Genomic DNA, 25,326 nt, shown 5'->3' with positions numbered 1-25,326 from the left:
CGGGCGAGTTTCGCATAGAAATGCTTCTATTTCAAATGGCGCATATTAATTTCTTAATGTGATATTCGTGGTCCGAGTTGTTCTGGCTGCAACCGCGCCGGAACCAATGGCACCGGGCCTTTGGCGCGCTTCGCCGGGGAGCATCCCCTAAACTCGGAAGATGCCTCTTTCCTCTCCGCTGGCGGTGGCCCGCAGCGCCGTGAATGCGTCCCCTCTGTCCTGGTGGCGCCGCTGGTGGCGCCGGCAAACGCCGGTGCTGCAGGACGCTGTCGCCATGCTCGCACCCATTGCGGCGGTGCTGCTGTTCCTTGCCGCCATCGTTTCTGCGTTCTGGTACTTGCGCACCGAAGAAGTCGAGCGCGAGCAGGAATCGGTGCGGCGGGACGTCGAATACGCCCAGCAGCGCATGCGCCTGCGCCTGCTCGAGCGCCAGGAGCAGTTGATGCGCATCGCACGAGACGCCTCGAACCGGGAGATCGATCCGGTCGAGTTCGCGAGCCGCGCGGAATCGCTGGTGAGCCAGTTCCCCGAACTGCAAACGGTCACCTGGATCGACGACCGACGCCGCTTCAAGGCCGGTTATTCCGCGCCGAGCGTGCACCCCGCGCAGCAGCACCTTATCGGCGACGTGCTGCGGCCAGGCGATATCGAGAGCAACTACGCGCTGGCACGCGAACTGCGCCAACCGGTGTTCTCCCAGCCCATGGCGGGCGGTGACCCCACAGCCATGCTGCAGCTGCACATTCCGCTTTTCGACCAGGGCCTGTTCGCGGGCGTGGTGCTGGGCGAGTTTTCGATCGACGGCCTGCTGCGCTATGGCATGCCATCGGAGGTGCAGGCGCGCTATGCGGTGTCGCTGCTAGACGCCAAGGGCAATCCGATTGCAGGCAACACCGTGAGCCCCAGGGAAGGCGGCACGCGCCTCCTGCCATGGTCCGAAAGAACCAACGAATACGAAGTGCCGGTGTCGCCCGTCGGCAATGCGCTGGTGCTGCGGGCCCAGGCCTACCGCACCTCGCAGGGGGTGGTGGGCAACGGGTTGTTCTGGCTGGTTTGCGCGCTCAGCGTGCTCACCAGCTGGATGCTGATCGGCACCTGGCGGCACACCCGGCGGCGCCAGCAGGCGCAGCAGCGGCTGGTTGCCGAAACCAACTTCCGGCGCGCGATGGAAAACTCCATGCTCACCGGCATGCGCGTGCTCGACCTGCAGGGGCGCATCACCTACGTGAACGCTGCTTTCTGCGCGATGACGGGTTGGAGCGAAGCCGAACTGGTGGGCCAGACGCCGCCCTTCCCCTACTGGCTGGAGTCGGACCGCGAAGTCATGAACGAGCGGCTCGAGGAAGAACTGCATGGGCGCGCCCTGCCGGGCGGCTTTCAGGTGCGCGTGAAGCGAAAGAACGGCAGCGTGTTCAATGCGCGGCTGTATGTGTCGCCGCTAATCGACGCGCGCGGCCACCAGACCGGCTGGATGACGTCGATGACCGACATCACCGAGCCCACGCGCATCCGCGAGCAGCTGTCGGCTTCTTACGAGCGCTTCACCACCGTGCTGGAGGCCCTCGACGCCGCGGTGTCGGTGGCCCCCATCGGCAGCGAGGAGCTGCTGTTCGCCAACAAGCTATACCGGCTCTGGTTCGGCTCCGACACCGTGGGCCACCTGGGCATGGTGGCGCAGGCCGGTGTGCCGGCCTCCAATGCGCACGACGAGGGCCTGGACGACGTCGACCCCTACGCCGGCCTGCCGATCGATACCCTGACCGCCGCCCAGACCGCCAACAACGAGATCTTCGTGCCGCACCTGGGCAAGTGGCTCGAAGTGCGTTCGCGTTATCTCACCTGGGTCGACGGGCGGCTCGCCCAGCTGGTGATTGCCACCGACATCACGCCGCGGCGCGACGCCGAGGAGCAGGCGGCCGCGCAGGCCGACCGCGCCCAGGCCGCGAGCCGCCTGATCACGATGGGCGAAATGGCCTCCAGCGTGGCGCACGAGCTCAACCAGCCGCTCACGGCCATCACCAACTACTGCAACGGGATGATGTCCCGCATCAAGGGGCAGTCGATCGACACCGAGGCGCTGCTCGCGGCACTGGAAAAAACCTCCAAGCAGGCGCAGCGGGCGGGCCAGATCATCCAGCGCATCCGCTCCTTCGTGAAACGCAGCGAGCCCAACCGCACGCCCGCCGACGTTGCCACCATGGTGAGCGAGGCGGTCGAACTCGCGGGCATCGAACTGCGGCGGCGCAATGTGCGGCTCAACCACTACGTTGCGGCGCGGCTGCCCGTGGTGCGCGTGGACCCCATCCTGATCGAGCAGGTGATGGTCAACCTGCTGAAGAACGCTGCCGAGGCAATCGACATTGCAGAGCGCCCCCTGGCCCGCCGGAGCGTGGAGTTGCGCGTGCTGCCCAAGGTGATCGAGGGCCACAATGCCATCGAGTTCTCGGTGCAGGACACCGGCAAGGGCCTGGCGCCCGAAGTGATGGACCGGCTCTACGAGGCCTTCTTCTCCACCAAGCCCGAAGGCATGGGTATCGGGCTGAATCTGTGCCGCACCATCGTCGAGTCGCACCGTGGACGGATGCAGGCGGAGAACATCTACAATGGCCCGGATGTGATCGGATGCCGCTTTTCCTTCTGGATTCCGGTGTTGGACGCTCCCAGTTCCGTAGCAAGCGACGAGGCAAAGGTACCTGCATGAGTTTGATTCCGAAGAAGGGCACTGTCTATGTCGTCGATGACGACGAGGCCGTACGAGATTCGCTGCAATGGCTGCTCGAGGGCAAGGACTACAGGGTTCGCTGCTTCGATTCAGCCGAGTCTTTTCTTTCCCGATACGACCCGCGCGAAGTCGCCTGTCTGATCGTCGACATCCGCATGGCCGGCATGACCGGGCTCGAGCTGCAAGACCGGCTGATCGAGCGGCGCTCCCCGCTGCCCATCGTGGTCATCACCGGCCACGGCGACGTGCCGATGGCGGTCGACAGCATGAAGAAAGGCGCCATGGATTTCATCCAGAAGCCTTTCAACGACGAAGAGCTCGTCACGCTGGTCGAGCGCATGCTCGAACACGCGCGCGGCGCCTTCACACAGCACCAGCAGTCGGCCAGCCGCGACGCGCTGCTGTCCAAGCTCACCGGCCGCGAAGCCCAGGTGCTCGAGCGCATCGTCGCCGGCCGCCTGAACAAGCAGATTGCCGACGACCTGGGCATCAGCATCAAGACCGTCGAGGCGCACCGCGCCAACATCATGGAAAAGCTCAACGCCAACACCGTGGCCGATCTGCTCAAGATCGCGCTCGGGCAGGCGGCGCCCGCAGCCAAGGCCTGAAAACCAGCTATCTCCCCGATAGCGACGAATGTTCCCCACGCCTGCGCAAGCGGGCGTTTTTACTTGGAAAATCGAAACCGATGACCGCTCAATTGATCGATGGCAATGCGCTGGCCCAGAAAATCCGCGCCGATGTTGCCGGCCGCATTGCCGCCCTGAAGGCGCGCGGCGTGGAACCCACGCTGACCATCATCCTGGTGGGTGAAGATCCGGCGAGCCAGGTCTACGTGAAGCACAAGGTCAACGACAGCAGCCAGACCGGGCTCACCGCGCATCTCGAACGCCATTCCGCCAGCATGACCGAGCCCGAACTGCTGGCCCGCATCGAGGCGCTCAACGACGACCCCCGGGTGCACGGCATTCTGGTGCAGCTGCCGCTGCCCAAGCACATGGACAGCCACCGCGTCATCGAAGCCATCTCTCCGGCCAAGGACGTCGACGGCTTCCATGTGGCCAGCGCCGGCGCGCTGATGGTCGGCCAGCCGGGCTTCTGGCCCTGCACCCCGCACGGCTGCATGAAGATGCTCGAATCCATCGGCTACGACCTGCGCGGCAAGCACGCAGTGGTCATCGGCCGCAGCAACATCGTCGGCAAGCCCATGGCCATGATGCTGCTGGCCAAGAACGCCACCGTCACCATCTGCCACAGCGCCACGCAAGACCTGGCCGCCATCACCCGGCAGGCCGACGTGATCGTTGCGGCCGTGGGCAAGCGCAACCTGCTGACGGCCGACATGGTGAAGCCGGGCGCCGTGGTAATCGACGTGGGCATGAACCGCAAGGAAGACGGCAAGCTGGCCGGCGACGTCGATTTCGACGGCGTCAAGGAAGTGGCCGGCTGGATCACCCCCGTGCCCGGCGGCGTCGGCCCCATGACGCGCGCAATGCTGCTCGCCAACACTCTTGAAGCTGCGGAACGCGCCGCAAAGTGATTTCCATGACCAACCCCCTCCTCGACTTCGCCGATCTCCCGCTGTTCGACCGCATCAAGCCCGAGCACGTCGCGCCCGCGGTCGATATCTTGCTGGCCGATGCCGAGGCGGCGCTGCAAACCGTCACGGCGGCTGACTTTCCGGCCGACTGGAATGCAATTTCGAAGGTGCTCGACGTCGCGTCCGAGCGCTTCAGCCGCGCATGGGGCGCCGTGGGCCATCTCAACGCCGTGGCCGATACGCCGGAACTGCGCGCCGCCTACAACGAGGCCATGCCCCGCGTCACCGCGTTCTGGACCCGCCTGGGTTCCGATGAGCGCCTGTACGCCAAGTACAAGGCCATTGACGCGGCCACCCTCAACCCCGAGCAGCGCCAGGCGCATCGCAACGCCGTGCGCAACTTTGTGCTCGGCGGCGCGGAACTGCAGGGCGACGCAAAGAAGCGCTTTGCCGACATCCAGGAACGCCAGGCCGAGCTGAGTCAGAAATTCAGCGAGAACGCGCTCGACGCCACCGACGCTTTCTCATACTACGCAGCGCTTGGCGAACTCGAAGGCGTGCCTGAAGACGTGATTGGCGCCGCCCGCGCGGCCGCCGAAGCCGAGGGCAAGCAAGGCTACAAGCTCACGCTCAAGATGCCCTGCTACCTGCCCGTGATGCAGTTTGCCAAGAGCAGCGCGTTGCGCGAAACGCTCTACCGCGCGTATGTCACGCGCGCCAGCGAACTCGGCGATCCGGCTTTCGACAACACCGCGCTCATCAACGAGATCCTTGCGCTGCGCGAAGAAGAAGCCAGGCTGCTCGGCTACAAGAATTTCGGCGAACTCTCGGTCGTGCCCAAGATGGCCGAATCGCCCGAGCAGGTGGTCAAGTTCCTGCGCGATCTTGCGGCCAAGGCCAAACCATATGGCGAGCGCGACCTCGCCGACCTGCGCGTGTTCGCATCGGAGCAGTTGGGCATTGCCGATCCGCAAGCCTGGGACTGGAGCTACATCGGCGAAAAGCTGAAGGAAGCGCGCTATGCCTTCAGCGAGCAGGAGGTCAAGCAGTACTTCCCGGCGCCCAAGGTGATGGCCGGCCTGTTCAAGATCGTCGAAACGCTGTTCGAGGTTTCCATCCGGCGCGACAGCGCCCCCACCTGGCACCCGAGCGTGGAGTTCTATCGCATCGAGCGCCAGACGGCTGGCGGCGTGCAGAAGGTCGGCCAGTTCTATCTCGACCCCTCCGCCCGTGCCGCCAAGCGCGGCGGCGCCTGGATGGACGATGTGCGCGCACGCTGGCTGCGGCCCGACGACGGCACCCTGCAAACGCCGGTGGCGCAGCTGGTGTGCAACTTTGCGAGCGGCGTGGACGGCAAGCCGCCGCTGCTCACCCACGACGACGTGACCACCCTCTTCCACGAATTCGGCCACGGCCTGCACCACATGCTCACGCAGGTGAACGAGCGCGACGTGTCCGGCATCAGCGGTGTCGAATGGGACGCCGTCGAGCTGCCGAGCCAGTTCATGGAAAACTTCTGCTGGGAATGGGACGTGCTCAGGCACATGACCGCCCACGTCGACACCGGCGAGCCGCTGCCGCGCGCGCTGTTCGACAAGATGACCGCCGCCAAGAACTTCCAGAGCGGACTGCAGACCTTGCGCCAGATCGAGTTCTCGCTGTTCGACATGCTGCTGCACACCGAATACCAGGCCGGCAACGCGCAGCCGGGCGGCGTGCTCGCGCTCTTGGGCAAGGTGCGCGCCGAGGTGGCCGTGATGCCCGCGCCGCCTTTCAGCCGCACGCCCAACACCTTCAGCCACATCTTCTCGGGCGGCTACGCGGCTGGCTACTACAGCTACAAGTGGGCCGAAGTACTGAGCGCCGATGCCTACGCCGCCTTCGAGGAGACCGTGGGCGCCGACGGCCAGCCGAACATCGAGACCGGCCGCAGGTACCGCCAGGCCATCCTCGAAGCGGGCGGCAGCCGCAGCGCAATGGATTCGTTCAAGGCTTTCCGCGGCCGCGAGCCGCAGCTTGATGCGCTGCTGCGACACCAGGGCATGGCGCAGGCCCAGCCCGTTTGAAGCGGGCCTGAAGCTTGCGATACTCAGGCAATGCATTCGATCCAAAAGAAAACCTCCTTGCATTGCCTGTCCGGCTTCGCCCTGCTGCTCGTTGCAGCAGGTGCCATGGCCCAGCCGATCTATCGCAACGTCGACAAGAACGGCAAGGTCACTTTTTCGGACCGGGCCCCCACCGCCAGCACCGAGCCCGCCACGGGGCCGCAAGCCGGCATCACGCCGCCGGCCAATGCCGGCTTGCCGTATGAACTGCGCCAGGTGGCACAGCGCTACCCCGTGACGCTGTACACGGGCGAAGAATGCGCGCCGTGCGGCGCCGCCCGCTCGCTGCTCACCACGCGCGGCATTCCTTTTGAAGAACGCACCATCAAGAGCAACCAGGACGTGGAGGCGCTGCAGCGAATGAGCAGCCAGGCCTCGCTGCCGTTGCTGACGATCGGTTCGCAGCAGCTCAAGGGCTTTTCCGACACTGAATGGTCGCAGTACCTGGACGCCGCGGGCTATCCGAAGAGCAACAGCCTGCCTGCGACTTACCGCAATCCGCCGGCCCGACCGCTGGTTGCCGTGCAGGCGGCCCCCGTGGCGCGCGAACCCGCGCCGGCCGCTCCTGCTCCGCAGCAGCCTGCGCCTGCTCCCAGCGGGCCGACTCCCAGCAACCCCGCAGGCATCAAGTTCTGAGCGGTTCCTGAGCGGGCAGCCGGTTGAAGCCGGCAGCCGCTTGTCTCTTCACTCGAACGTCATCGTCCGCACACCCAAAGGGGTGCCCAGCAGGCACACGTCGGCCTTCTGGTGAGCGAACACGCCGACGGTGACCACGCCTGGCCACTGGCTCACCTCGGATTCGAAGGCAAGCGGGTCGCTGATCCGCAGCCCTGTGACGTCGACAATGTGCTGCCCGTTGTCGGTCACCAGCGCCACGCCGTCTTTTTCCCGCACCTGCGCGATGCCGCCCATGGCTTCGAACTGCCGCATGACGCGGCGCGCCGCCATTGGAATCACTTCCACCGGCAGCGGAAATGCGCCGAGCGTGTCGACCAGCTTGGATGCGTCGGCAATGCACACAAAGCGCCGCGACTGCGCCGCCACGATCTTTTCGCGTGTGAGCGCCGCACCGCCGCCCTTCACCATGAAGCCGCGATGATCGATTTCGTCCGCACCGTCGATGTAGACGCCGAGTTCCTCAACCTCGTTGCTGTCGAACACCGGAATGCCCAGCGCGCGCAGGCGTTCGGTCGAGGCGACCGAGCTCGACACCGCGCCCTTGATCTCGTCCTTGATGGTGGCCAGGGCGTCGATGAACTTGTTCACGGTCGAGCCGGTGCCCACGCCGACGATTTCACCCTTCACTACGTAGGCCAACGCAGCCCGGCCAACCTGGGCCTTGAGCTCGTCCTGGGAGATTGCGCTGGTGGCGCCGGCGCCGGGAGCGGAAGAAGGGGAAACGGGTGCAGTCATCGCGGAGAATCCTTGGCTCATTGAAGTCGAGAATTATCCGATGCCCCTGCTCCCCTCTTCGCTCTACGGCCTGGCCCGGCCCTTTCTGTTCGGCTTCGACCCGGAGCATGCCCACGAACTGACCCTCGACGGCTTGGCCCGCACCCAGAACACGCCGCTGGCCTGCGCGTACGCTGCTTCGCGGGTCGAGGACCCGGTCACCCTCGCGGGGCTGCAGTTCCCGAATCGCGTCGGCCTGGCGGCCGGGCTCGACAAGAACGCCCGCTGCATCGACGCTTTTTCCGCCATGGGCTTCGGCTTTGTCGAGGTCGGCACGGTCACGCCGAAGGCGCAGCCGGGCAATCCCAAGCCGCGCATGTTCCGCCTGCCCCAGCGCGACGCGCTGATCAACCGGCTCGGGTTCAACAACGAGGGACTCGACGCCTTTCTGGCCAACGTGCAGAAGGCGCGCTTCCGCAAGAACGGCAGCAGCGCGGGCAAGAAGCCGATGCTGCTCGGCCTCAACATCGGCAAGAACGCGAGCACCCCCATCGAGCGGGCTGTGGACGACTACGTGGCCTGCCTGGACGGCGTGTATGCGCATGCCGACTACGTGACCATCAATATCTCGAGCCCCAACACGGCCAATCTGCGCACGCTGCAGAGCGACGAAGCGCTCGACGCGTTGCTGGGTGCCATCGCCGAGCGGCGGCAGGTGCTTGCCGACCGCGGCGGCAAGCGCGTTCCGCTGTTCGTGAAGATCGCGCCCGATCTCGACGAAAGCCAGGTTGCGGTCATCGCCGCCACGCTGCAGCGCCACGGCATGGACGGCGTGATTGCCACCAACACCACCCTGGCGCGCGACGCGGTCGCGGGCCTGCCGCATGCCGACGAAGCCGGCGGGCTTTCAGGTGCCCCCGTGCGCGAGGCGAGCAACCGCGTGATCGCCCAGTTGCGCGCGGCGCTGGGAACAGGTTTTCCGATCATCGGGGTGGGCGGCATCCTGAGTGGGGCCGACGCCAAGGCCAAGATTGCCGCGGGTGCCGACGTGGTGCAGATCTACACCGGTCTCATCTATCGCGGCCCGACCCTCGTGCGCGAAGCGGCTCAGGCGTTGCTGCAAGTTCGCAGCGCAGCCTGAGCCTTCTCGCTTTTTTCAGCGCTGGTTTTCGGCGCTAGTCTTCATCGCATGCGCCAGAGCACCGGCGCAACGACCGCTGCCCAGCGCAACAGCCGCTTGGGACGAATCACCACCAAGGCCACCGCAGCGACGACGCCCGTGGCCACCGGATGCTCCCGCGCAATGCGCAGCGCAGCGGCGGATGCCGTTTCGTCGGCGGGCGGTGCTTCAGGAGCCGCTGCCGCACCGGCGGGCTGCGGCTTGCGCGGGCCGCCCTGCATGGTGGCAATGCGTTCGCGCTGACGGTCCATGCGGGCCAGCAGTTCTTCGCGCGTGGCGGGCCGCGGGGGACGCGGCGCTTCTTCGTCCTGGTCGGGGTCCTTGCCGAGCCCGAAACGGTCCTGAACCCAGGTCCAGTCGCGTTCGAATTCATGGCGCGCCGGCATGAAGCTGTTCGAGGCATTGCGAAGCGTCAGAAACAGGCCCAGCGCAGCCCCCAGCCAAAGCACGACCCAGACACCCGCCACCGCCCACGCAGCTGCGACGCGATGCGGCGTTTCCCAGAAATGCACCACCACCGCCATTGACAGCAACGCGACCGCCACCGTGGTGAGCCCGAGCACGGCCACCACCAGCACGAGCATCAGCTTGAGGCGCTGCTTCTCGTCCTCCCACGCCATGCGCAGAAGTTGCACCCGGTCTTCGGCGGCCAGCGCGCCTTCGGCCGCGGCAATGCGAAGCCGCCGCAAACGGGCATTGAGCCCGAACAGGGACAGCAACCTCATGCGCCGGCTCCTGCTCGGCGAAGGACGACGCGGCGGTGTGCGCTCAGGTCAGCGGCGGCCAAGCAGCAAACCCACCAGCACACCGACTGCCAAGGCTGCGCCGGCAATCTGCCACGGTTCGTCGTGGGCGTAGGCGTTGGCGGTGTTGGCCGCCTCGCGAGCCTTTTGAGCTGCGATCTTGCTCTTCTCCGCCGCCAGCTCGCGTGCAATGGCGAGCTTGGTGTCGATGCGCTGGCGCAGCGCCTTGATGTGGGGAACCGAATCCAGGTCCTTGCTGGCCAGCACGCCGCGCACGTCGCTCGCGATGTCTTCGGCTGCTGCCTCGATGTTGTTGGATGCACTCATTGGAATCTTTCCTCCGTGATGACACCGGCACCGCGCCGGCGGCTTCACGCCAGCAAATGGCGTGGTGTCATGTTACAGGCACAAAAGCCCCTCATGCGCGGCAGTTCTTCAGACTTCTGCACACAAAGGGGCTGCGCGGCATCCGTCAGGCGCTTTCAGCAAGCGAGCCACGTAGCCTCCGATGGCAAGGCTGCTCGTGAGCCCCGGCGATTCGATGCCGAAGAGGTTGACTAGGCCTCTTACCCCATGCGATTCGGGCCCCTCGATCATGAAGTCGCGCGCCGGCTCGCCGGGCCCAGAAATCTTGGGGCGCAAGCCGGCGTAGCCCGGAATCAATCCCCCGTCGGGCAATGCCGGCCAATACTTGCGCACCTCGGCGTAAAAGCCGTCGCCGCGCGCCGGGTCCACCACCAGGTCGTTGGCCGACTCCACCCATTGCACATCGGGTCCGAACTTGGCCTGCCCGCCCAAGTCGAGCGTCAGGTGCACCCCCAGGCCGCCCGGTTCGGGCACCGGGTAGATCAGCCGGGTGAAAGGCGCACGCCCAGACAGGGTGAAGTAGTTGCCCTTGGCAAAGTACGCTGTCGGTATGGCCGCCGCGGGCAGGCCTTCGAACCGCCTGGCCAGTTCGGGCGCGTTGAGCCCCGCCGCGTTGACGACGGTGTTGCAGCGCAGCGCCGTGCCGTCTTCCGCTACCAGGACGATAGCGTCGGCGCCGCATTGAGCGCTTGCAATGGGCGATTTCAACGCCAGCATTCCGCCTGCGTTCTCCAGGTCCCCCAGCAGGCTCAGCATCAGCGCATGGCTGTCGACAATGCCGGTGCTCGGCGAGTGCAATGCGGCCACGCAATGCAGTTGCGGCTCCATGGCAACGGCCTGCTCCGCGGTCAGCAGCACGAGGTCGTCGACGCCATTGACCGCAGCCTTGGCGCGAATGACTTCGAGTTGCGCCACCTGTTCGGGCGAGGTCGCCACGATGAGCTTGCCACAGCGCTTGTGCGGCAAGCCGCGCTCCGCGGCATATTCATAAAGTGCCCGCTTGCCCTCGACGCACAAGCGCGCCTTGAGCGAGCCCTGCGGGTAGTAGATGCCCGCGTGAATCACCTCGCTGTTGCGAGAACTGGTTCCGGTGCCAATGGCGCCTTCCGCCTCTAGCACCACCACTTCCCGGCCCGCGAGCGCCAATGCGCGCGCCACTGCCAGGCCCACCACACCCCCGCCGATGACGGCGCAATCAAGTTCATCCATGGCGCGAGCTTATCGCGGCTCGCGCGCCAGATTCACGAGGTGGTGGGAGGAGGTTCGGGATCGGTCGGATCGTCCGGCGGCGTGCTCGGCCCTTCGTCGGGTTCCACGGGCAGGTCGGGCGGGATGTCGGGATGAGTGGCCATGATCGGTCTCCTTCCCGGTGGTTGTACGCCCTCGGCCCGTAAATTGAGCCGGTGCAAACCGGGAGCTGGCGTCAGCATGAGTCGACAGTTGCGTGCGGCGGCCTGAAAGCGGCGCACAAAACAAAAAGCGACTTGGACAATCCAAGTCGCTGATTTCGTTTTGAGGAATTTGGTGGGCGGTGGAGGCTTCGAACCTCCGACCCCAGCAGTGTGAATGCTGTGCTCTACCCCTGAGCTAACCGCCCTGTCAATTCTCTGGCGCCGTGTATCAGTGCCGTTGAATTAATCGCGTTGCGCGAAGCCTTCGATTATGCCACAGCATTTCAGGCGTTTTGCCGAAACAGCGTGCGTCCGTTGCTGGATTTGTCGAGTTGCGACAACACGGCCTCGTGTGCCGCAAGCTCCTGCTCGCCCGCCGTGATCACCGGCAGGTCGAACTGGCTCAGGTCGATGGCAACCACCGTGGTGCCCTGCGCCGGCTCGTTCGACGACACGTCGATCAGCAGCGCGTCCTGGCCGCGCGTGAGATTGATGTACACGTCGGCCAGCAGTTGCGCGTCGAGCTTGGCGCCGTGGAAGGTGCGGTTCGAGCGGTCGACGCCGAAGCGGTCGCACAGTGCATCGAGCGAATTGCGCTTGCCCGGGTACACCTGCTTGGCCATGGCCAGCGTGTCGGTCACTTCGCCGACAAAGGTGCGCAGCGGCGGCAGGCCAGCCAGCTCGAGTTCCTTGTTGAGAAAGCCGACGTCGAAGGCCGCGTTGTGAATGATCAGCTCGGCGCCGCGCAGGTACTCGACGATGTCGTTGGCCAGCGTGGCGAACTTCGGCTTGTCGCGCAAGAAGTCGGTCGTCAGGCCGTGCACCTTGAGCGCGTCTTCATGGCTCTCGCGCTCGGGGTTGAAGTAGATGTGCAGGTCGTTGCCCGTGAGCTTGCGCGCGAACAGTTCCACGCAACCGAGCTCGATGACGCGGTCGCCGTTCTCGGCGGAAAGGCCGGTGGTTTCAGTGTCGAGGACGATCTGGCGCGACATACAGTGGCTCTTTCAATGGTTCTCTTTGGCGTGGTTGATCGAGTACTTGGGAATCTCGACAGTCACATCTTCCTGCGCCAGGATGGCCTGGCAACTGAGTCGCGATTGTGGCTCCAGGCCCCAGGCGCGGTCGAGCAGGTCTTCTTCGCCCTCCTCGGCTTCGTTCAGCGAATTGAACCCCTGGCGCACGATGACGTGGCAGGTGGTGCAGGCGCAGCTCATCTCGCACGCGTGCTCGATGTTGATGTGATTGTCGAGCAGCGCCTCGCAAATCGAGGTACCAGCCGGCGCTGTGATTTCTGCACCCTGCGGGCAGTACTCGGGATGCGGAAATATCTTGATGGTGGGCATGTTGTTCTTAGAGGGATTCGACCTTGCGGCCCGACAAAGCACGCGCAATGCCCGCGTTCATGCGCTGGGCGGCGAAGGCCTCGGTATCGTTGGCCAGCGCCTTGGTGGCCCCTTCGATGGCCGCGGCTTCATTGCCGTTTGCGGCCTCGCGCAGCTTCGCCATCGACACATCGATGACGGTGCGCTCTTCTTCGGTCAGCAAATCGCCATCGGCATCGAGCGCGCTCTGCGTGGCCAGCAGCATGCGCTCGGCATCGACGCGCGCCTCGACCAGCGCACGGGCCTGCATGTCCTGCTGCGCGGTGGAAAAACTCTCCTGCAGCATGGTCGCGATCTGGTCGTCCGAAAGCCCGTACGACGGCTTGACGGTGACGCTGGCCTCGACGCCGCTGCCCTGCTCCTTGGCGCTGACGCTCAGCAGTCCGTCGGCATCGACCGTGAAGGTCACGCGGATGCGCGCCGCACCCGCGGCCATCGGCGGAATGCCGCGCAGCGTAAAGCGCGCGAGGCTCCGGCAATCGGCGACCAGGTCGCGCTCGCCCTGCACCACGTGCAACGCAAGGGCTGTCTGGCCATCTTGGTAGGTGGTGAAGTCCTGCGCCATCGCGGTGGGGATGGTCTGATTGCGCGGCACGATGCGCTCGACCAGCCCGCCCATGGTTTCGATGCCGAGCGACAGCGGAATCACGTCGAGCAGCAGCAGATCGCCCGCGCCGTTGTTGCCGGCCAGCTGATTGGCCTGGATCGCGGCGCCGAGCGCCACGACTTCGTCGGGGTTCAGGTTGACGAGCGGCTCGCGGCCGAAGAATTCGGCAACGGCGCGGCGCACCTGCGGCATGCGGGTGGAACCGCCCACCAGCACAATGCCCTGCAGTTCGTCGGGCTTGAGCTTTGCGTCGCGCAGCGCCTTGCGCACAGCGGCAATGGTGCGGTCGGTGAGCGGCTTGGTGGCGGCGTCGAATTGCGCGCGGGTCACTTCGAATTGAATCGCTTGACCCGCGACCTCCGCGCGGAAAGTGGTCGATTCGGAATCGGTCAGCGCTTCTTTTGCGGCACGCGCGGCAACCAGCAATGCAGCCTTGTCGCCATCGCTCTCGGCGTGTGCGCCGGTCTGCGCGAGCACGAATTCGGCAAGCGCGTGGTCGTAGTCATCGCCGCCGAGCGCCGAGTCTCCGCCGGTGGCAATCACTTCGAACACACCCTGCGTGAGCCGCAGGATCGAGATGTCGAAGGTGCCGCCGCCCAGGTCATACACCGCATAGACGCCTTCGCTGGCGTTATCGAGGCCGTAGGCAATCGCAGCGGCCGTCGGCTCGCTGATCAGGCGCAGCACATTGAGCCCCGCCAATTGCGCGGCATCCTTCGTGGCTTGGCGCTGGCCTTCGTCGAAATACGCCGGCACGGTAATGACCGCGCCATAGAGCTCGTCGTCGAAGGTGTCTTCGGCGCGGTAGCGCAGCGTCGCCAGGATTTCGGCGCTGATTTCGACCGGCGATTTTTCGCCCGCGAGGGTCTGCACCTTCACCATGCCGCCGTCGCTGCTGTCGATGCGGTACGACATCGATTCGCGGTTCGAGATGTCGGCCAGCCCGCGGCCCATGAGCCGCTTGACCGACGTGATCGTATTGGCGGGGTCTCCCCCGCGCGCCGCCACGGCATCGAAGCCGATCTGCCGGCGGTCGCCGTCGAGGTAGCGCACCACCGAAGGCAGCAACACGCGGCCCTGGTCGTCAGGCAGGCATTCGGCCACGCCGTTGCGCACCGCCGCCACCAGCGAATGCGTGGTGCCCAGGTCGATGCCCACGGCAATGCGGCGCTGATGCGGGTCGGGCGCCTGGCCGGGTTCTGAAATCTGTAGAAGAGCCATATATGCGGCCTATTGTCCCAACTGATCGAATTTGGCCTCGACGTCCTGGCCGAAACGCTCAATGAACATGAGGGCTCTCACCTGCTGCGCGGCGGCGGGATAGTCGCCCTTCTCGTCGATCAGCCAGTCCAGCGACGACAGTGCGCGCGCGCGGCCGGCTTCGACCTCCGCCTGGAGCTTTTCAACCGCGTCGGCGTCGTCGGCGTCGTCAAGCGCCTCGCGCCACTCCATCTGCTGCATCAAGAAATCGGGCGGCATCGCCGTGTTGTTCTCGGCGTTGAGCGGCGCGCCGTTCAGCTCGCAGATGTAGCTCGCGCGACGGATCGGGTCTTTCAGCCGCTGATAAGCCTCGTTGATGCGCACCGACCACTGCATGGCCACGCGCTGCGCCGCGGCACCTTGCGCAGCAAAGCGGTCCGGGTGCGCTTCGCGCTGCAGCTCTTTCCAGCGCGCGTCGAGCGCGGCGCGGTCCTGCGCGAAAGTCGCCGGGACGGCGAACAGTTCAAAGTCGGTGTCGTTGAGGTTCATGGCATGAAAAAACCGCCAGCACATGACATGGTGGCGGCTGTTGTCGCGGTCAGCGACGGCGCATCAGATGCGAAAACTTTCGCCGCAACCGCAACGGTCGCGTTCGTTCGGGTTGATGAACTTGAAGCCTTCGTTCAAGCCCTCGCGCACAAAGTCGAGCTGCGTGCCGTCGATATAAGCCAGGCTCTTGGGGTCGACCAGCACCTTCACGCCGTGGTCTTCGAACACCACGTCTTCAGGCGTGAACTCGTCCACGTACTCGAGCTTGTAGGCCAGGCCCGAGCAGCCGGTGGTCTTCACGCCCAGCCGCACGCCCACGCCCTTGCCCCGTTTGCCGAGGTAGCGGGTGACGTGGCGCGCAGCGGCTTCGGTCAGCGTGACGGCCATTTCAGTGAACAGCAGCTTCGGCGGTCGACTCGGTCTTCACGCCGTGCTTCGCCTTGTAGTCGCTCACGGCCGCCTTGATGGCGTCTTCCGCGAGGATCGAGCAGTGGATCTTGACCGGCGGCAGCGCCAGTTCTTCGGCGATCTGCGCGTTCTTGAGCGCCGCCGCTTCGTCGAGCGTCTTGCCCTTGACCCATTCGGTCACGAGCGACGACGAGGCAATGGCCGAACCGCAGCCGTAGGTCTTGAAGCGTGCGTCTTCGATCACGCCGGTTTCGGGGTTGACTTTGATCTGCAGCTTCATGACGTCGCCGCAGGCCGGCGCGCCGACCATGCCGGTGCCTACCGAGTCGTCGCCCTTTTCGAAGGAGCCGACGTTGCGGGGATTTTCGTAGTGGTCGATGACCTTGGATGAATATGCCATGGTGTACCTCTCAAACTTTTGTTCAATCGTGGAGCCTGGTGCGGTCCGGCGTCAGTGGGCCGACCACTGGATCGTGCTGATGTCGACGCCGTCCTGGAACATCTCCCACAGGGGGCTCAGCTCGCGCAGCTTTGCAACGTTGTGCTTGATGGTCGAGATGGCGTAGTCGATTTCTTCTTCGGTCGTGAAACGGCCGATGGTCATGCGCAGGCTGCTGTGGGCCAGTTCGTCGCTGCGGCCGAGGGCGCGCAGCACATAGCTGGGCTCCAGGCTGGCCGAGGTGCAGGCCGAACCCGACGACACCGCCAGGCCCTTGATGCCCATGATCAGCGACTCGCCTTCGACGTAGTTGAAGCTCATGTTCAGGTTGTGCGGCACACGCTGCTCGAGGTCGCCGTTGATGAACACCTGCTCCACGTCTTTCAGGCCGTCGAGCAGACGCTTCTGCAGGCGGCGTGCATGGGCGATGTCGTCCTTCATTTCGAGCTTGGCAATGCGGTAGGCCTCGCCCATGCCCACGATCTGGTGCGTGGGCAAGGTGCCCGAGCGCATGCCGCGCTCATGGCCACCGCCGTGCATTTGCGCCTCGAGGCGGATGCGCGGCTTGCGGCGCACGTAAAGTGCGCCGATGCCCTTCGGGCCGTAGGTCTTGTGCGAAGCCAGGCTCATCAAGTCGATGGGCAGCTTCGTGATGTCGATCTCTACCTTGCCGGTGGCCTGGGCCGAGTCGACGTGGAAGATCACGCCTTTTTCGCGGCAGGCGTTGCCCAGCGCGACCACGTCCTGGATCACGCCGATTTCGTTGTTCACGAACAGCACGCTTGCCAGAATGGTGTCGGGGCGGATCGCAGCCTTGAACTTGTCGAGGTCGACCAAGCCGTTTTCCTCGACGTCGAGGTAGGTCACTTCGAAGCCCTGGCGCTCGAGTTCGCGCATGGTGTCGAGCACGGCCTTGTGCTCGGTCTTCAGGGTAATCAGGTGCTTACCCTTGCCCTTGTAGAAGTGGGCCGCACCCTTGAGCGCCAGGTTGATCGACTCGGTGGCGCCCGACGTCCAGACGATTTCACGCGGGTCGGCGTTGATCAGCTCGGCCACCTGGCCGCGCGCCTTCTCGACTGCCTCTTCGGCTTCCCAGCCCCAGGCATGGCTACGCGACGCCGGGTTGCCGAAATGCTCGCGCAACCAGGGAATCATGGCGTCGACCACGCGCGGGTCGCACGGCGTGGTGGCGCCGTAATCGAGATAGATCGGGAAATGAGGAGTTACGTCCATGGCTGGCTCGGGCTGGCGTGGGGGTTGTTTCTTTGATCTGCGCTTCTGGTGGCAGCGCCCGCGGGCGCTCCACCACTCAGGACATCAGGACTTCGCGAACACGTTGCCGAGGGCAAAGACCGAGTTCGGCGCGTTCACGCGAATCGGCTTGACCACCGGCTGCGCAGAAATGGCGCGCTTGACGACCGGCTTGTTCTCGATCTGCACGCCCTTGGCGATCTGGTCGTCGACCAGCTTTTGCAGGGTGACGGAGTCGAGAAACTCGACCATGCGCTGGTTGAGCGAGGCCCAGAGCTCGTGCGTCATGCAGCGGCCGGCTTCGCCCAGGCAGTTTTCCTTGCCGCCGCACTGCGTGGCATCGATGGGCTCATCGACGGAAACAATGATGTCTGCGACGGTGATATCCGCAGCCTTGCGGCCGAGGCTGTAGCCGCCGCCGGGGCCGCGGGTCGACTCGACCAGCTCGTGGCGGCGCAGTTTGCCGAAAAGCTGTTCGAGATACGACAACGAAATCTGCTGCCGCTGGCTGATCGCAGCCAGCGTGACCGGACCGGTGTTCTGACGCAGCGCCAGATCGATCATTGCTGTGACCGCAAAACGGCCTTTGGTAGTGAGACGCATCGCAAGCTCCTTCAAGTGCTTACCGTTGAAATGACACCATGGCCCGGGGCCGCGGTGACTTCGTCTCCGCCCTGCCCGACCCCTGACGCTGGTGAACCAGCCAGTGGGATCGGTCCTTCATCGCGAAGTTCTTTTTTTGTTGTTGAGTGTTTCGGTCAAGTATAGCAGAAGCCCCTGGACTCTGCTCGGGTAAACCCCAGCGCAAACCGCTTGAAGAAACCGGCGCTCCGGCCTACGACGGCAGAACCGCGATGTTGTCGCCGCCGGAGGCGCCAAAAGCCTGCTCCCGCAACAGCGCCAGTTGGTCGCGCACCCGCGCCGCCTTCTCGAATTCGAGGTTGCGGGCGTGCTCGAGCATGAGCTTTTCGAGCCGCTTGATCTCCCGGGCAATGTCTTTTTCGCTCATGTCCTCGACCTTGGCGCGTTCCAGGTCGAGCTTGGCCATTTCCTTGCCGGTCTTTTCGCTGTACACGCCGTCGATCAGGTCGCGCACCTGCTTGACGATGCTGCGCGGGGTAATGCCGTTGGCCTCGTTGTGGGCAATTTGCCGGGCGCGGCGGCGCTCGGTTTCGTCGATGGCCTTTTTCATCGAATCGGTCATCCGGTCGGCATAGAGGATGGCCTTGCCGTTCAGGTTTCGGGCCGCGCGGCCGATGGTCTGGATCAGCGAACGCTCGGCGCGCAGAAAACCTTCCTTGTCGGCGTCCAGGATGGCGACGAGCGACACCTCCGGAATGTCCAGGCCTTCCCGCAGCAGGTTGATGCCCACCAGCACGTCGAAAGTGCCCAGCCGCAGGTCGCGCAATATTTCGACCCGCTCCACCGTGTCGACGTCGCTGTGGAGGTAGCGCACCTTCACGCCGTTGTCGCCCAGGTAGTCGGTGAGCTGCTCGGCCATGCGCTTGGTGAGCGTTGTGATGAGCACACGCTCGTTCTTTTCGACCCGGATGCGGATCTCGCCCAGAACGTCGTCCACCTGGTGCGTGGCGGGGCGCACCTCCACTTCGGGGTCGATCAGGCCGGTTGGGCGCACCAACTGCTCGACCACGTTGCCGGCATGGTCCTTTTCGTACTGCGCCGGGGTGGCCGAAACGAAGATGCACTGGCGCATGCGCGTTTCGAACTCCTCCAGCTTCAGCGGCCGGTTGTCCAGCGCGCTCGGCAGCCGGAAGCCGTATTCGACCAGCGTGGTCTTGCGCGCCCGGTCGCCGTTGTACATGGCGCTGAGCTGGCCGACCATCTGGTGGCTCTCGTCCAGGAACATCAGGGCGTCTTTGGGCAGGTAGTCGGTCAGCGTGGCCGGCGGTTCGCCTGGCGCCGCCCCCGAGAGGTGGCGCGTGTAGTTCTCGATGCCCTTGCAGTGGCCGATTTCAGCCAGCATTTCCAGGTCGAAGCGGGTGCGCTGCTCCAGCCGCTGCGCCTCGACCAGCTTGCCCTGGCTGACGAACTCCTTGAGCCGCTCGGCCAGCTCGATCTTGATGGTTTCCACCGCGCCCAGCACCTTGTCGCGCGGCGTCACGTAGTGGCTCGACGGATACACCGTAAAGCGCGGAATCTTCTGGCGGATGCGGCCCGTGAGCGGATCGAACAGCTGCAGCGACTCGATTTCGTCGTCGAACAGCTCGATGCGGATCGCCAGCTCGCTGTGCTCCGCCGGAAACACGTCGATGGTGTCGCCGCGCACGCGGAAGGTGCCGCGCGAAAAGTCCTGCTCGTTGCGGGTGTACTGCATGCGAATCAGCCGCCCGATCACGTCGCGCTGGCCGATCTTGTCGCCCACCCGCATGATGAAACGCATCTGCGTGTAGTCCTCGGGCGTGCCGATGCCGTAAATGGCGCTCACCGTGGCCACAATGACCGTGTCTCGCCGCTCCAGCACGCTCTTGGTGGCCGAAAGCCGCATCTGCTCGATGTGCTCGTTGATCGACGAGTCCTTTTCGATGAACAGGTCGCGCTGGGGCACGTAGGCTTCGGGCTGGTAGTAGTCGTAGTAGCTCACGAAGTACTCGACCGCGTTCTTGGGAAAGAACTCGCGAAACTCGCTGTAGAGCTGCGCCGCCAGCGTCTTGTTGGGCGCAAAAACGATGGCCGGGCGGCCCAGCCGCGCAATCACGTTGGCCATGGTGAAGGTCTTGCCTGAACCCGTCACGCCCAGCAGCGTCTGGAACACCTCGCCGTCGAGCACGCCCTCCACCAGCCCGTCGATGGCCTTCGGCTGGTCTCCGGCCGGCGGATACGGCTGGAAAAGCTCGAAAGGCGAATCGGGGTACTTGATGAATTCGCCCTGCTTGGCCGGACCGATCGGGTCCAGTTTCTTCAGGTCTGCTATGGCTTCGTTGTTCTCTGGCATGGCTGTTCCCGACAGGTGGCGATGGCGCCGGTAAAATTCAAGGCAACCGGAAAGCGTAGCGCAAGTCCGGTTGCCAGCGAAGCTTTCATCCCAAAGGACCTTTCCATGTCTATGTTCACCGCGGTCGAAATGGCACCGCGCGACCCGATCCTCGGCCTCAACGAGCAATTTGCAGCCGACACCAACCCCAACAAGGTCAACCTCGGCGTCGGCGTCTATTACGACGACAACGGCAAGCTGCCCCTGCTCCAGTGCGTGCAGGCCGCCGAACAGAACATGATGAAAGCCCCCACGGCGCGCGGCTACCTGCCAATCGACGGCATCGTGGCATACGACAACGCCGTCAAGGGCCTGGTCTTCGGCGCCGACAGCGAACCCGTGCAGTCGGGCCGCGTGGCCACGGTGCAAGGCATCGGCGGTACCGGCGGCCTGAAGGTCGGCGCCGACTTTCTCAAGAAGCTCAACCCCGACGCCAAGGTGCTGATCAGCGACCCCAGCTGGGAAAACCACCGTGCGCTGTTCACCAACGCCGGCTTCGTGGTCGAAAGCTACCCCTACTACGATTCCGCCAAGCGCGGCGTCAACTTCGACGGCATGCTGGCCGCCCTGAACGCAGCGCCCGCCGGCACCGTGGTTGTGCTGCACGCCTGCTGCCACAACCCCACCGGCTACGACATCACGCCCGAGCAGTGGGACCAGGTGGTTGCCGCCGTCAAGGCCAAGGGCCTCGTGCCTTTCCTCGACATGGCCTACCAAGGCTTCGGCTACGGCCTGAAGGAAGACGGCGCCGCTGTGGCCAAGTTTGTCGACGCAGGCCTGACCTTCTTCGTCTCGACCTCGTTTTCCAAGAGCTTCAGCCTGTACGGCGAACGCGTGGGCGCCCTCTCGGTGCTGTGCGAAAACAAGGAAGAAGCCGGCCGCGTGCTCTCGCAGCTCAAGATCGCCATTCGCACCAACTACAGCAATCCGCCGATCCACGGTGGCGCCGTGGTGGCCGCAGTGCTCGGCAACCCCGAACTCCGCGCCCTGTGGGAAAAGGAACTCGGCGAAATGCGCGTGCGCATCAAGGCCATGCGCCAGAAGCTGGTCGACGGCCTCAAGGCTGCTGGCGTGAAGGAAGACATGAGCTTCATCACCACGCAGATCGGCATGTTCAGCTACTCGGGCCTCAGCAAGGACCAGATGGTTCGCCTGCGCAGCGAGTTTGGCGTGTACGGCACCGACACCGGCCGCATGTGCGTGGCCGCGCTCAACAGCAAGAACATTGACTACGTCTGCGCGTCGATCGCCAAAGTCATCTAGGTGACAGCAAAGTGTGAGGGAATCCGTTTCGCGCGATTCCTTCACACTCCTTCACGGAAGACCCCTTGCACTGTGGCCGACGTAGGGTTTGGCCTCCTGCATCGCCGCAAATGCGCTGATATATTGCACTGCAACATTTCACTCCAAGACCAGCGATGCTTTATCAACTCTACGAAGCCCAGCGTTCCTTGATGGAACCGTTCTCGGACTTCGCGCAAGCGGCGTCCAAGCTTTACGGCCAAGGCGCGGTGTGGGGCCAGTTGCCCATGGCGCAGCGCATGGCTGCCGGCTACGACCTGCTCTATCGCCTGGGCAAGGACTACGAAAAGCCTGAGTTCAACATCAAGTCGGTGAAGGTCGACGGCGACGACGTCGTGATCCAGGAAGTCGTCGAGCTCGACAAGCCTTTCTGCGAACTGCGCCGCTTCAAGCGCTTTACCGACGAGCCGCACACCCTCAAGACACTCAAGAGCCAGCCCGTGGTGCTGATCGTGGCACCGCTGTCGGGTCACTATGCCACGCTGCTGCGCGACACGGTTCGCACCATGCTGCAGGACCACAAGGTCTACATCACCGACTGGAAGAACGCGCGCCTCGTGCCGCTGTCGCAAGGCGAGTTCCACCTGGACGACTACATCAACTACGTGCAGGAGTTCATCCGCCGGCTGCAATCCGAGTACGGCAACTGCCACGTGGTGAGCGTGTGCCAGCCGACCGTGCCGGTGCTGGCGGCCGTGTCGCTCATGGCAAGCCGCGGCGAACCGCTGCCGCTCACCATGACCATGATGGGCGGCCCCATCGACGCCCGCAAGTCGCCCACCGCGGTGAACAACCTGGCAATGAACAAGAGCTACGAGTGGTTCGAGAACAACGTGATCTACCGGGTGCCGCAGGGCTTCCCGGGCGAGGGGCGCCGCGTGTATCCGGGCTTCCTGCAGCACACGGGCTTTGTGGCGATGAATCCCGACCGCCATGCCAGCAGCCACTACGACTACTTCAAGGACCTGATCAAGGGCGACGACGCCAGCGCCGAAGCCCATCGCAAGTTCTATGACGAGTACAACGCCGTCCTCGACATGGACGCCGATTACTACCTGGACACCATTCGCACCGTGTTCCAGCAGTTCGAGCTCGTGAACGGCACCTGGGACGTGAAGAACCCCAAGGGCCAGATCGAGCGCGTGCGCCCGCAAGACATTCACTCCACCGCCCTGCTCACCGTCGAGGGCGAGCTCGACGACATTTCGGGCTCGGGCCAGACCGAGGCCGCGCACAGCCTGTGCACCGGCATCGACGACGCGCAGCGCGAACACTACGAAGTCAAGGGCGCGGGCCACTACGGCATCTTCAGCGGCCGCCGCTGGCGCGAACTGGTCTACCCCAAGGTGCAGAAGTTCATCGCCGCCCACGACCAGCCCCAGCGGCGCGCCGGCGCACGCGAGGCCCTGCCGGCCGAAGACCGCATCAAGCCCGGGCGCAAGACGGTTGCCGTGGCCGCCAAGAAGAATGTCGCAGCCAAGAAAGCGGTGGCCGTTGCCGCCGTGAAGAAGCCCGCGGCACGCAGGAAGTGAACGGGCTGGCCGCACGCATTCACGATGCACTGCCGCAAACGCAGTGCACGCGGTGCGGCTACCCCGATTGCGCCGGCTATGCGCAGGCCGTGGCCGACGCAGAGGCGGACATCAACCAGTGCCCGCCCGGCGGCGCGGAAGGCATTGCCAGGCTGGCGCAGCTCACGGGCCGCCAGCCGCTGCCGCTCGATCCGCAGTTCGGCACTGAAGGCCCGCGCGCCATGGCGGTGATCGACGAAGCCTGGTGCATCGGCTGCACGCTCTGCCTGGATGCCTGCCCTACCGATGCCATCGTCGGCATCAACAAGCGCATGCACACGGTCATCGAGGCGCACTGCACCGGCTGCGAGCTCTGCATTCCGGTCTGCCCCGTCGATTGCATCTCGCTCGAGATCGAAACGCCGGGCCGCACAGGCTGGGCCGCATGGTCGCAGGCGCAGGCCGAGGCGGCACTGAAGCGCTATCAACTGCATGGCGAGCATCGCCGGATCGCCAAGCGAATCGAAGAACCCGCACCCGCCGCCGCCGAACCGCAAGCCGCAGACACACGCAAGCGCTCCATCGTCGAAGCCGCTCTGGCGCGAGCCCGCGCCGCCCAGCAACGCCCACCCGCCGTCAAGCCATGACACCCGACACCCTGCTCATCTACGTGGTTGCCTCGCTCGCATTGGCAGTGATCCCCGGTCCCACGATGCTGCTGGCGCTGTCCAACGGCATCGAGGGCGGCATGCGCCGCGCGAGCTGGGGCATTGCCGGTGCATCGCTCGGCAGCGTCACACTGATCGCGGTGGTCGCCCTCGGGCTCGGCTCGCTGCTGGCTGCGTCGGAACTGCTCTTCAATGCGATTCGCGTGGCAGGCGTCGCCTACCTGGTGTGGCTTGGCATCAAGCTGTGGCGCAGCGACGCCACCGACCTGGGCGAGGCGCTGGCCAAGTCCGCCATCGAGGTTCGCCCGCACGGCCGCATCGCGCTTGTGCGCAGCCTGCTCGTGGCGCTGTCGAACCCCAAAACGGTGTTGTTCTTCGCGGCCTTTCTGCCGCAGTTCATCGACATCACCAAGCCGCAAGGCATGCAGTACCTGCTGCTGGGCTCGATCTTCGTGGCGCTCGACACCTGCGTGATGCTGGCCTACGCGGCCGCCGGCACGCAAGCCGTGCGCTGGCTCTCGCGGCGCGGCCTGAAGGTGCTGAACCGCAGTTGCGCGGCCGGCATGTGGCTGCTTGCCGCCACGCTGGCCTTCTGGCGCCGTCCGGGCACCTGAAGCAGGCGCAGGCTCAACCCTTCTGCGGGCGCTTGAAGAGCAACAGCAGCACACCGGCCAGGATGACGGCCACGGCATACCACTCGAAGCGCGTCACGGTCTCGTTGGCAATCCACACGCCCAGCAGCATTGCGATCACGGGATTGACGAAGGTGTAGCTCGCCGCCAGCGCGGCCGGCGCCCTTGCGAGCAGCACCATGTAGGCGTTGAACGCAATCAGCGAACCGAAGACCACGAGGTACAGCCAGGCCCAGACGGCCTCTGGCTCCGGCGGCCAGACCAGGCTCTCGCGAGACACCGCCGCAAGCATCATCAGCACCACCCCGCCACAGATCATCTCGCTCGCAAACCCCATCGCACCGGGCGCGAGCGGCAGGCTGCGCTGGCTCAGCACGCTGCCCATCGACCAGCAGATGCAAGCCACGGAAATGGCCAGCAGCCCCGCGGGCGATGACTGGAAGCCGCTGCCCTGCGTGAGCATCAGCACGCCGACAAGCCCGAGCGCGATGCCCGTGGCCTCGAGCCGGGTCGGCTTCACGCCCCAGATGAGGTTGAGCAGTGCAATGAGCAGCGGCACCACCGCGATGAAGGCCACCACCAGGCCCGAGCCGATCGATACCTCGGCATGCGCCGTGCCGCCCATGCCGCCGCCCAGCATCAGCGCCCCGACGACAAGCGCATTGCGCCATTGCAGCGCCGAAGGCCAGGCAGCGCCGCGCCAGCGCATCCACACCGCGAGCACCACGCCCGCAAACAAGAAACGCGATCCCATCTGCAAGAACGGCGGAAAGCTGATCAGCGCATATTTGATTGCGAGATAGGTCGAGCCCCAGACCACCCACGTGGCGGCTAGGCAAAGCCACAGGAGCGGCGGCAGCGTGCCACGTGCGGGGCCGGATTCGGCTTGGGAGGGAGATGCAAGAGTCGGCATGCGAGGTCTGTCTTGTTGGTATTGGAACGCCAT

At 65.0% G+C, this 25,326-nt stretch carries 25 protein-coding genes and 1 tRNA gene; 10 read left to right on the top strand and 16 right to left on the bottom strand.

Going from position 1 to position 25,326, the window contains the following annotated elements:
• Nucleotides 1–160 precede the first annotated feature (160 nt).
• From V9L21_RS08455 to V9L21_RS08435, 5 genes are all read left to right on the top strand, one after another.
• The gene (locus tag V9L21_RS08455) at nucleotides 161–2,701 is read left to right on the top strand and encodes a PAS domain-containing sensor histidine kinase (RefSeq protein ID WP_258505829.1); all 2,541 of its coding nucleotides are present in this window, start codon (nucleotides 161–163) and stop codon (nucleotides 2,699–2,701) included.
• Complete coding sequence (locus tag V9L21_RS08450; protein WP_012747279.1) at nucleotides 2,698–3,330, top strand: response regulator transcription factor; 633 nt, start codon at nucleotides 2,698–2,700, stop codon at nucleotides 3,328–3,330. The genes V9L21_RS08455 and V9L21_RS08450 overlap by 4 nt, the downstream gene beginning before the upstream one ends.
• 80 nt (nucleotides 3,331–3,410) lie before the next feature.
• Nucleotides 3,411–4,262: a bifunctional methylenetetrahydrofolate dehydrogenase/methenyltetrahydrofolate cyclohydrolase FolD gene (gene folD / locus V9L21_RS08445; RefSeq protein ID WP_337310879.1), complete on the top strand. Its 852-nt coding sequence runs from the start codon at nucleotides 3,411–3,413 to the stop codon at nucleotides 4,260–4,262.
• A 5-nt stretch (nucleotides 4,263–4,267) separates the two neighbouring features.
• Complete coding sequence (locus tag V9L21_RS08440) at nucleotides 4,268–6,328, top strand: M3 family metallopeptidase (protein WP_337310877.1); 2,061 nt, start codon at nucleotides 4,268–4,270, stop codon at nucleotides 6,326–6,328.
• A 30-nt stretch (nucleotides 6,329–6,358) separates the two neighbouring features.
• Nucleotides 6,359–7,003, top strand: coding sequence for a glutaredoxin family protein (locus tag V9L21_RS08435; RefSeq protein WP_337310875.1), 645 nt, complete (start codon nucleotides 6,359–6,361; stop codon nucleotides 7,001–7,003).
• A gap of 48 nt (nucleotides 7,004–7,051) precedes the next feature.
• Here V9L21_RS08435 and rpiA read toward each other — a convergent pair whose 3' ends face one another.
• Entirely contained in the window at nucleotides 7,052–7,780 is a 729-nt protein-coding gene (gene rpiA / locus V9L21_RS08430; RefSeq protein WP_337310873.1) for a ribose-5-phosphate isomerase RpiA, read from the bottom strand.
• A 40-nt stretch (nucleotides 7,781–7,820) separates the two neighbouring features.
• Between rpiA and V9L21_RS08425 the strand changes: the two genes are divergently transcribed.
• Nucleotides 7,821–8,900, top strand: coding sequence for a quinone-dependent dihydroorotate dehydrogenase (locus V9L21_RS08425; protein ID WP_337310871.1), 1,080 nt, complete (start codon nucleotides 7,821–7,823; stop codon nucleotides 8,898–8,900).
• Nucleotides 8,901–8,941: 41 nt separating this feature from the next.
• Here the strand turns inward: V9L21_RS08425 and V9L21_RS08420 are convergent, their stop codons facing one another.
• From V9L21_RS08420 to uvrB, 14 genes are all read right to left on the bottom strand, one after another.
• Nucleotides 8,942–9,664, bottom strand: coding sequence for a phage holin family protein (locus V9L21_RS08420; protein ID WP_337310869.1), 723 nt, complete (start codon nucleotides 9,662–9,664; stop codon nucleotides 8,942–8,944).
• 48 nt (nucleotides 9,665–9,712) lie between these two features.
• Complete coding sequence (locus V9L21_RS08415) at nucleotides 9,713–10,009, bottom strand: glycine zipper domain-containing protein (protein ID WP_126747251.1); 297 nt, start codon at nucleotides 10,007–10,009, stop codon at nucleotides 9,713–9,715.
• A 108-nt stretch (nucleotides 10,010–10,117) separates the two neighbouring features.
• Nucleotides 10,118–11,257: an NAD(P)/FAD-dependent oxidoreductase gene (locus V9L21_RS08410; protein WP_337310867.1), complete on the bottom strand. Its 1,140-nt coding sequence runs from the start codon at nucleotides 11,255–11,257 to the stop codon at nucleotides 10,118–10,120.
• Nucleotides 11,258–11,289: 32 nt separating this feature from the next.
• Nucleotides 11,290–11,400 (bottom strand): stereocilin, encoded by a 111-nt coding sequence (locus tag V9L21_RS08405; protein WP_082517415.1) that lies wholly within the window; start codon nucleotides 11,398–11,400, stop codon nucleotides 11,290–11,292.
• 170 nt (nucleotides 11,401–11,570) lie between these two features.
• Nucleotides 11,571–11,645 (bottom strand) — tRNA-Val (locus V9L21_RS08400).
• 78 nt (nucleotides 11,646–11,723) lie between these two features.
• Nucleotides 11,724–12,431 (bottom strand): DNA polymerase III subunit epsilon, encoded by a 708-nt coding sequence (dnaQ, locus tag V9L21_RS08395; protein WP_337310865.1) that lies wholly within the window; start codon nucleotides 12,429–12,431, stop codon nucleotides 11,724–11,726.
• A gap of 12 nt (nucleotides 12,432–12,443) precedes the next feature.
• Complete coding sequence (gene fdx, locus V9L21_RS08390; protein WP_126747248.1) at nucleotides 12,444–12,782, bottom strand: ISC system 2Fe-2S type ferredoxin; 339 nt, start codon at nucleotides 12,780–12,782, stop codon at nucleotides 12,444–12,446.
• Between the two features lie 7 nt (nucleotides 12,783–12,789).
• Nucleotides 12,790–14,649 (bottom strand): Fe-S protein assembly chaperone HscA, encoded by a 1,860-nt coding sequence (gene hscA / locus V9L21_RS08385; protein ID WP_337310861.1) that lies wholly within the window; start codon nucleotides 14,647–14,649, stop codon nucleotides 12,790–12,792.
• Nucleotides 14,650–14,658: 9 nt separating this feature from the next.
• Complete coding sequence (gene hscB, locus V9L21_RS08380; protein WP_337310859.1) at nucleotides 14,659–15,177, bottom strand: Fe-S protein assembly co-chaperone HscB; 519 nt, start codon at nucleotides 15,175–15,177, stop codon at nucleotides 14,659–14,661.
• A gap of 63 nt (nucleotides 15,178–15,240) precedes the next feature.
• A complete protein-coding gene (iscA, locus tag V9L21_RS08375; RefSeq protein ID WP_007828190.1) occupies nucleotides 15,241–15,564 on the bottom strand; it encodes an iron-sulfur cluster assembly protein IscA in 324 nt (107 codons plus the stop codon).
• 1 nt (nucleotide 15,565) lies between these two features.
• Complete coding sequence (gene iscU / locus V9L21_RS08370; RefSeq protein ID WP_153283850.1) at nucleotides 15,566–15,985, bottom strand: Fe-S cluster assembly scaffold IscU; 420 nt, start codon at nucleotides 15,983–15,985, stop codon at nucleotides 15,566–15,568.
• Between the two features lie 51 nt (nucleotides 15,986–16,036).
• Nucleotides 16,037–17,257 carry an IscS subfamily cysteine desulfurase gene (locus V9L21_RS08365; RefSeq protein WP_258505813.1) on the bottom strand — a complete coding sequence of 407 codons (1,221 nt, stop codon included), beginning with the start codon at nucleotides 17,255–17,257 and terminating at the stop codon, nucleotides 16,037–16,039.
• Between the two features lie 84 nt (nucleotides 17,258–17,341).
• Nucleotides 17,342–17,878 (bottom strand): Fe-S cluster assembly transcriptional regulator IscR, encoded by a 537-nt coding sequence (iscR, locus tag V9L21_RS08360; RefSeq protein ID WP_093237517.1) that lies wholly within the window; start codon nucleotides 17,876–17,878, stop codon nucleotides 17,342–17,344.
• A 232-nt stretch (nucleotides 17,879–18,110) separates the two neighbouring features.
• The gene (uvrB, locus tag V9L21_RS08355; RefSeq protein WP_337310854.1) at nucleotides 18,111–20,228 is read right to left on the bottom strand and encodes an excinuclease ABC subunit UvrB; all 2,118 of its coding nucleotides are present in this window, start codon (nucleotides 20,226–20,228) and stop codon (nucleotides 18,111–18,113) included.
• 105 nt (nucleotides 20,229–20,333) lie between these two features.
• On the opposite strand from uvrB, the gene V9L21_RS08350 reads away from it, so the two are divergent.
• The 4 genes from V9L21_RS08350 to V9L21_RS08335 all read left to right on the top strand — a co-directional run bounded on the left by V9L21_RS08350 (nucleotide 20,334) and on the right by V9L21_RS08335 (nucleotide 24,362).
• The gene (locus tag V9L21_RS08350) at nucleotides 20,334–21,530 is read left to right on the top strand and encodes an amino acid aminotransferase (protein WP_337310852.1); all 1,197 of its coding nucleotides are present in this window, start codon (nucleotides 20,334–20,336) and stop codon (nucleotides 21,528–21,530) included.
• 155 nt (nucleotides 21,531–21,685) lie between these two features.
• Nucleotides 21,686–23,101 (top strand): polyhydroxyalkanoate depolymerase, encoded by a 1,416-nt coding sequence (locus V9L21_RS08345; protein ID WP_337310850.1) that lies wholly within the window; start codon nucleotides 21,686–21,688, stop codon nucleotides 23,099–23,101.
• Nucleotides 23,098–23,727: an RnfABCDGE type electron transport complex subunit B gene (locus tag V9L21_RS08340; protein WP_337310848.1), complete on the top strand. Its 630-nt coding sequence runs from the start codon at nucleotides 23,098–23,100 to the stop codon at nucleotides 23,725–23,727. The genes V9L21_RS08345 and V9L21_RS08340 overlap by 4 nt, the downstream gene beginning before the upstream one ends.
• A complete protein-coding gene (locus V9L21_RS08335; RefSeq protein ID WP_337310846.1) occupies nucleotides 23,724–24,362 on the top strand; it encodes a LysE family translocator in 639 nt (212 codons plus the stop codon). Before V9L21_RS08340 ends, V9L21_RS08335 begins: the two co-directional genes overlap by 4 nt.
• Before the next feature lie 13 nt (nucleotides 24,363–24,375).
• On the opposite strand, the gene yedA is transcribed toward V9L21_RS08335, so the two are convergent.
• A complete protein-coding gene (yedA, locus tag V9L21_RS08330; RefSeq protein WP_337310844.1) occupies nucleotides 24,376–25,293 on the bottom strand; it encodes a drug/metabolite exporter YedA in 918 nt (305 codons plus the stop codon).
• Nucleotides 25,294–25,326: the final 33 nt, after the last annotated feature.

Source organism: Variovorax sp. CCNWLW235 (genome assembly GCF_037204085.1).
Classification (GTDB): domain Bacteria; phylum Pseudomonadota; class Gammaproteobacteria; order Burkholderiales; family Burkholderiaceae_C; genus Variovorax.
The sequence above is the reverse complement of the archived record's forward strand: the minus strand, read 5'-3'. Positions and strand labels throughout refer to the sequence as shown.

What these genes read in the sequence shown, in the direction of transcription:
- V9L21_RS08455 (WP_258505829.1), top strand. Translation starts at nt 161, where the DNA reads ATGCCTCTTTCCTCTCCGCTGGCGGTGGCCCGCAGCGCCGTGAATGCG.
- V9L21_RS08450 (WP_012747279.1), top strand. Translation starts at nt 2,698, where the DNA reads ATGAGTTTGATTCCGAAGAAGGGCACTGTCTATGTCGTCGATGACGAC.
- folD (WP_337310879.1), top strand. Translation starts at nt 3,411, where the DNA reads ATGACCGCTCAATTGATCGATGGCAATGCGCTGGCCCAGAAAATCCGC.
- V9L21_RS08440 (WP_337310877.1), top strand. Translation starts at nt 4,268, where the DNA reads ATGACCAACCCCCTCCTCGACTTCGCCGATCTCCCGCTGTTCGACCGC.
- V9L21_RS08435 (WP_337310875.1), top strand. Translation starts at nt 6,359, where the DNA reads ATGCATTCGATCCAAAAGAAAACCTCCTTGCATTGCCTGTCCGGCTTC.
- rpiA (WP_337310873.1), bottom strand. Translation starts at nt 7,780, where the DNA reads ATGACTGCACCCGTTTCCCCTTCTTCCGCTCCCGGCGCCGGCGCCACC.
- V9L21_RS08425 (WP_337310871.1), top strand. Translation starts at nt 7,821, where the DNA reads ATGCCCCTGCTCCCCTCTTCGCTCTACGGCCTGGCCCGGCCCTTTCTG.
- V9L21_RS08420 (WP_337310869.1), bottom strand. Translation starts at nt 9,664, where the DNA reads ATGAGGTTGCTGTCCCTGTTCGGGCTCAATGCCCGTTTGCGGCGGCTT.
- V9L21_RS08415 (WP_126747251.1), bottom strand. Translation starts at nt 10,009, where the DNA reads ATGAGTGCATCCAACAACATCGAGGCAGCAGCCGAAGACATCGCGAGC.
- V9L21_RS08410 (WP_337310867.1), bottom strand. Translation starts at nt 11,257, where the DNA reads ATGGATGAACTTGATTGCGCCGTCATCGGCGGGGGTGTGGTGGGCCTG.
- V9L21_RS08405 (WP_082517415.1), bottom strand. Translation starts at nt 11,400, where the DNA reads ATGGCCACTCATCCCGACATCCCGCCCGACCTGCCCGTGGAACCCGAC.
- dnaQ (WP_337310865.1), bottom strand. Translation starts at nt 12,431, where the DNA reads ATGTCGCGCCAGATCGTCCTCGACACTGAAACCACCGGCCTTTCCGCC.
- fdx (WP_126747248.1), bottom strand. Translation starts at nt 12,782, where the DNA reads ATGCCCACCATCAAGATATTTCCGCATCCCGAGTACTGCCCGCAGGGT.
- hscA (WP_337310861.1), bottom strand. Translation starts at nt 14,649, where the DNA reads ATGGCTCTTCTACAGATTTCAGAACCCGGCCAGGCGCCCGACCCGCAT.
- hscB (WP_337310859.1), bottom strand. Translation starts at nt 15,177, where the DNA reads ATGAACCTCAACGACACCGACTTTGAACTGTTCGCCGTCCCGGCGACT.
- iscA (WP_007828190.1), bottom strand. Translation starts at nt 15,564, where the DNA reads ATGGCCGTCACGCTGACCGAAGCCGCTGCGCGCCACGTCACCCGCTAC.
- iscU (WP_153283850.1), bottom strand. Translation starts at nt 15,985, where the DNA reads ATGGCATATTCATCCAAGGTCATCGACCACTACGAAAATCCCCGCAAC.
- V9L21_RS08365 (WP_258505813.1), bottom strand. Translation starts at nt 17,257, where the DNA reads ATGGACGTAACTCCTCATTTCCCGATCTATCTCGATTACGGCGCCACC.
- iscR (WP_093237517.1), bottom strand. Translation starts at nt 17,878, where the DNA reads ATGCGTCTCACTACCAAAGGCCGTTTTGCGGTCACAGCAATGATCGAT.
- uvrB (WP_337310854.1), bottom strand. Translation starts at nt 20,228, where the DNA reads ATGCCAGAGAACAACGAAGCCATAGCAGACCTGAAGAAACTGGACCCG.
- V9L21_RS08350 (WP_337310852.1), top strand. Translation starts at nt 20,334, where the DNA reads ATGTCTATGTTCACCGCGGTCGAAATGGCACCGCGCGACCCGATCCTC.
- V9L21_RS08345 (WP_337310850.1), top strand. Translation starts at nt 21,686, where the DNA reads ATGCTTTATCAACTCTACGAAGCCCAGCGTTCCTTGATGGAACCGTTC.
- V9L21_RS08335 (WP_337310846.1), top strand. Translation starts at nt 23,724, where the DNA reads ATGACACCCGACACCCTGCTCATCTACGTGGTTGCCTCGCTCGCATTG.
- yedA (WP_337310844.1), bottom strand. Translation starts at nt 25,293, where the DNA reads ATGCCGACTCTTGCATCTCCCTCCCAAGCCGAATCCGGCCCCGCACGT.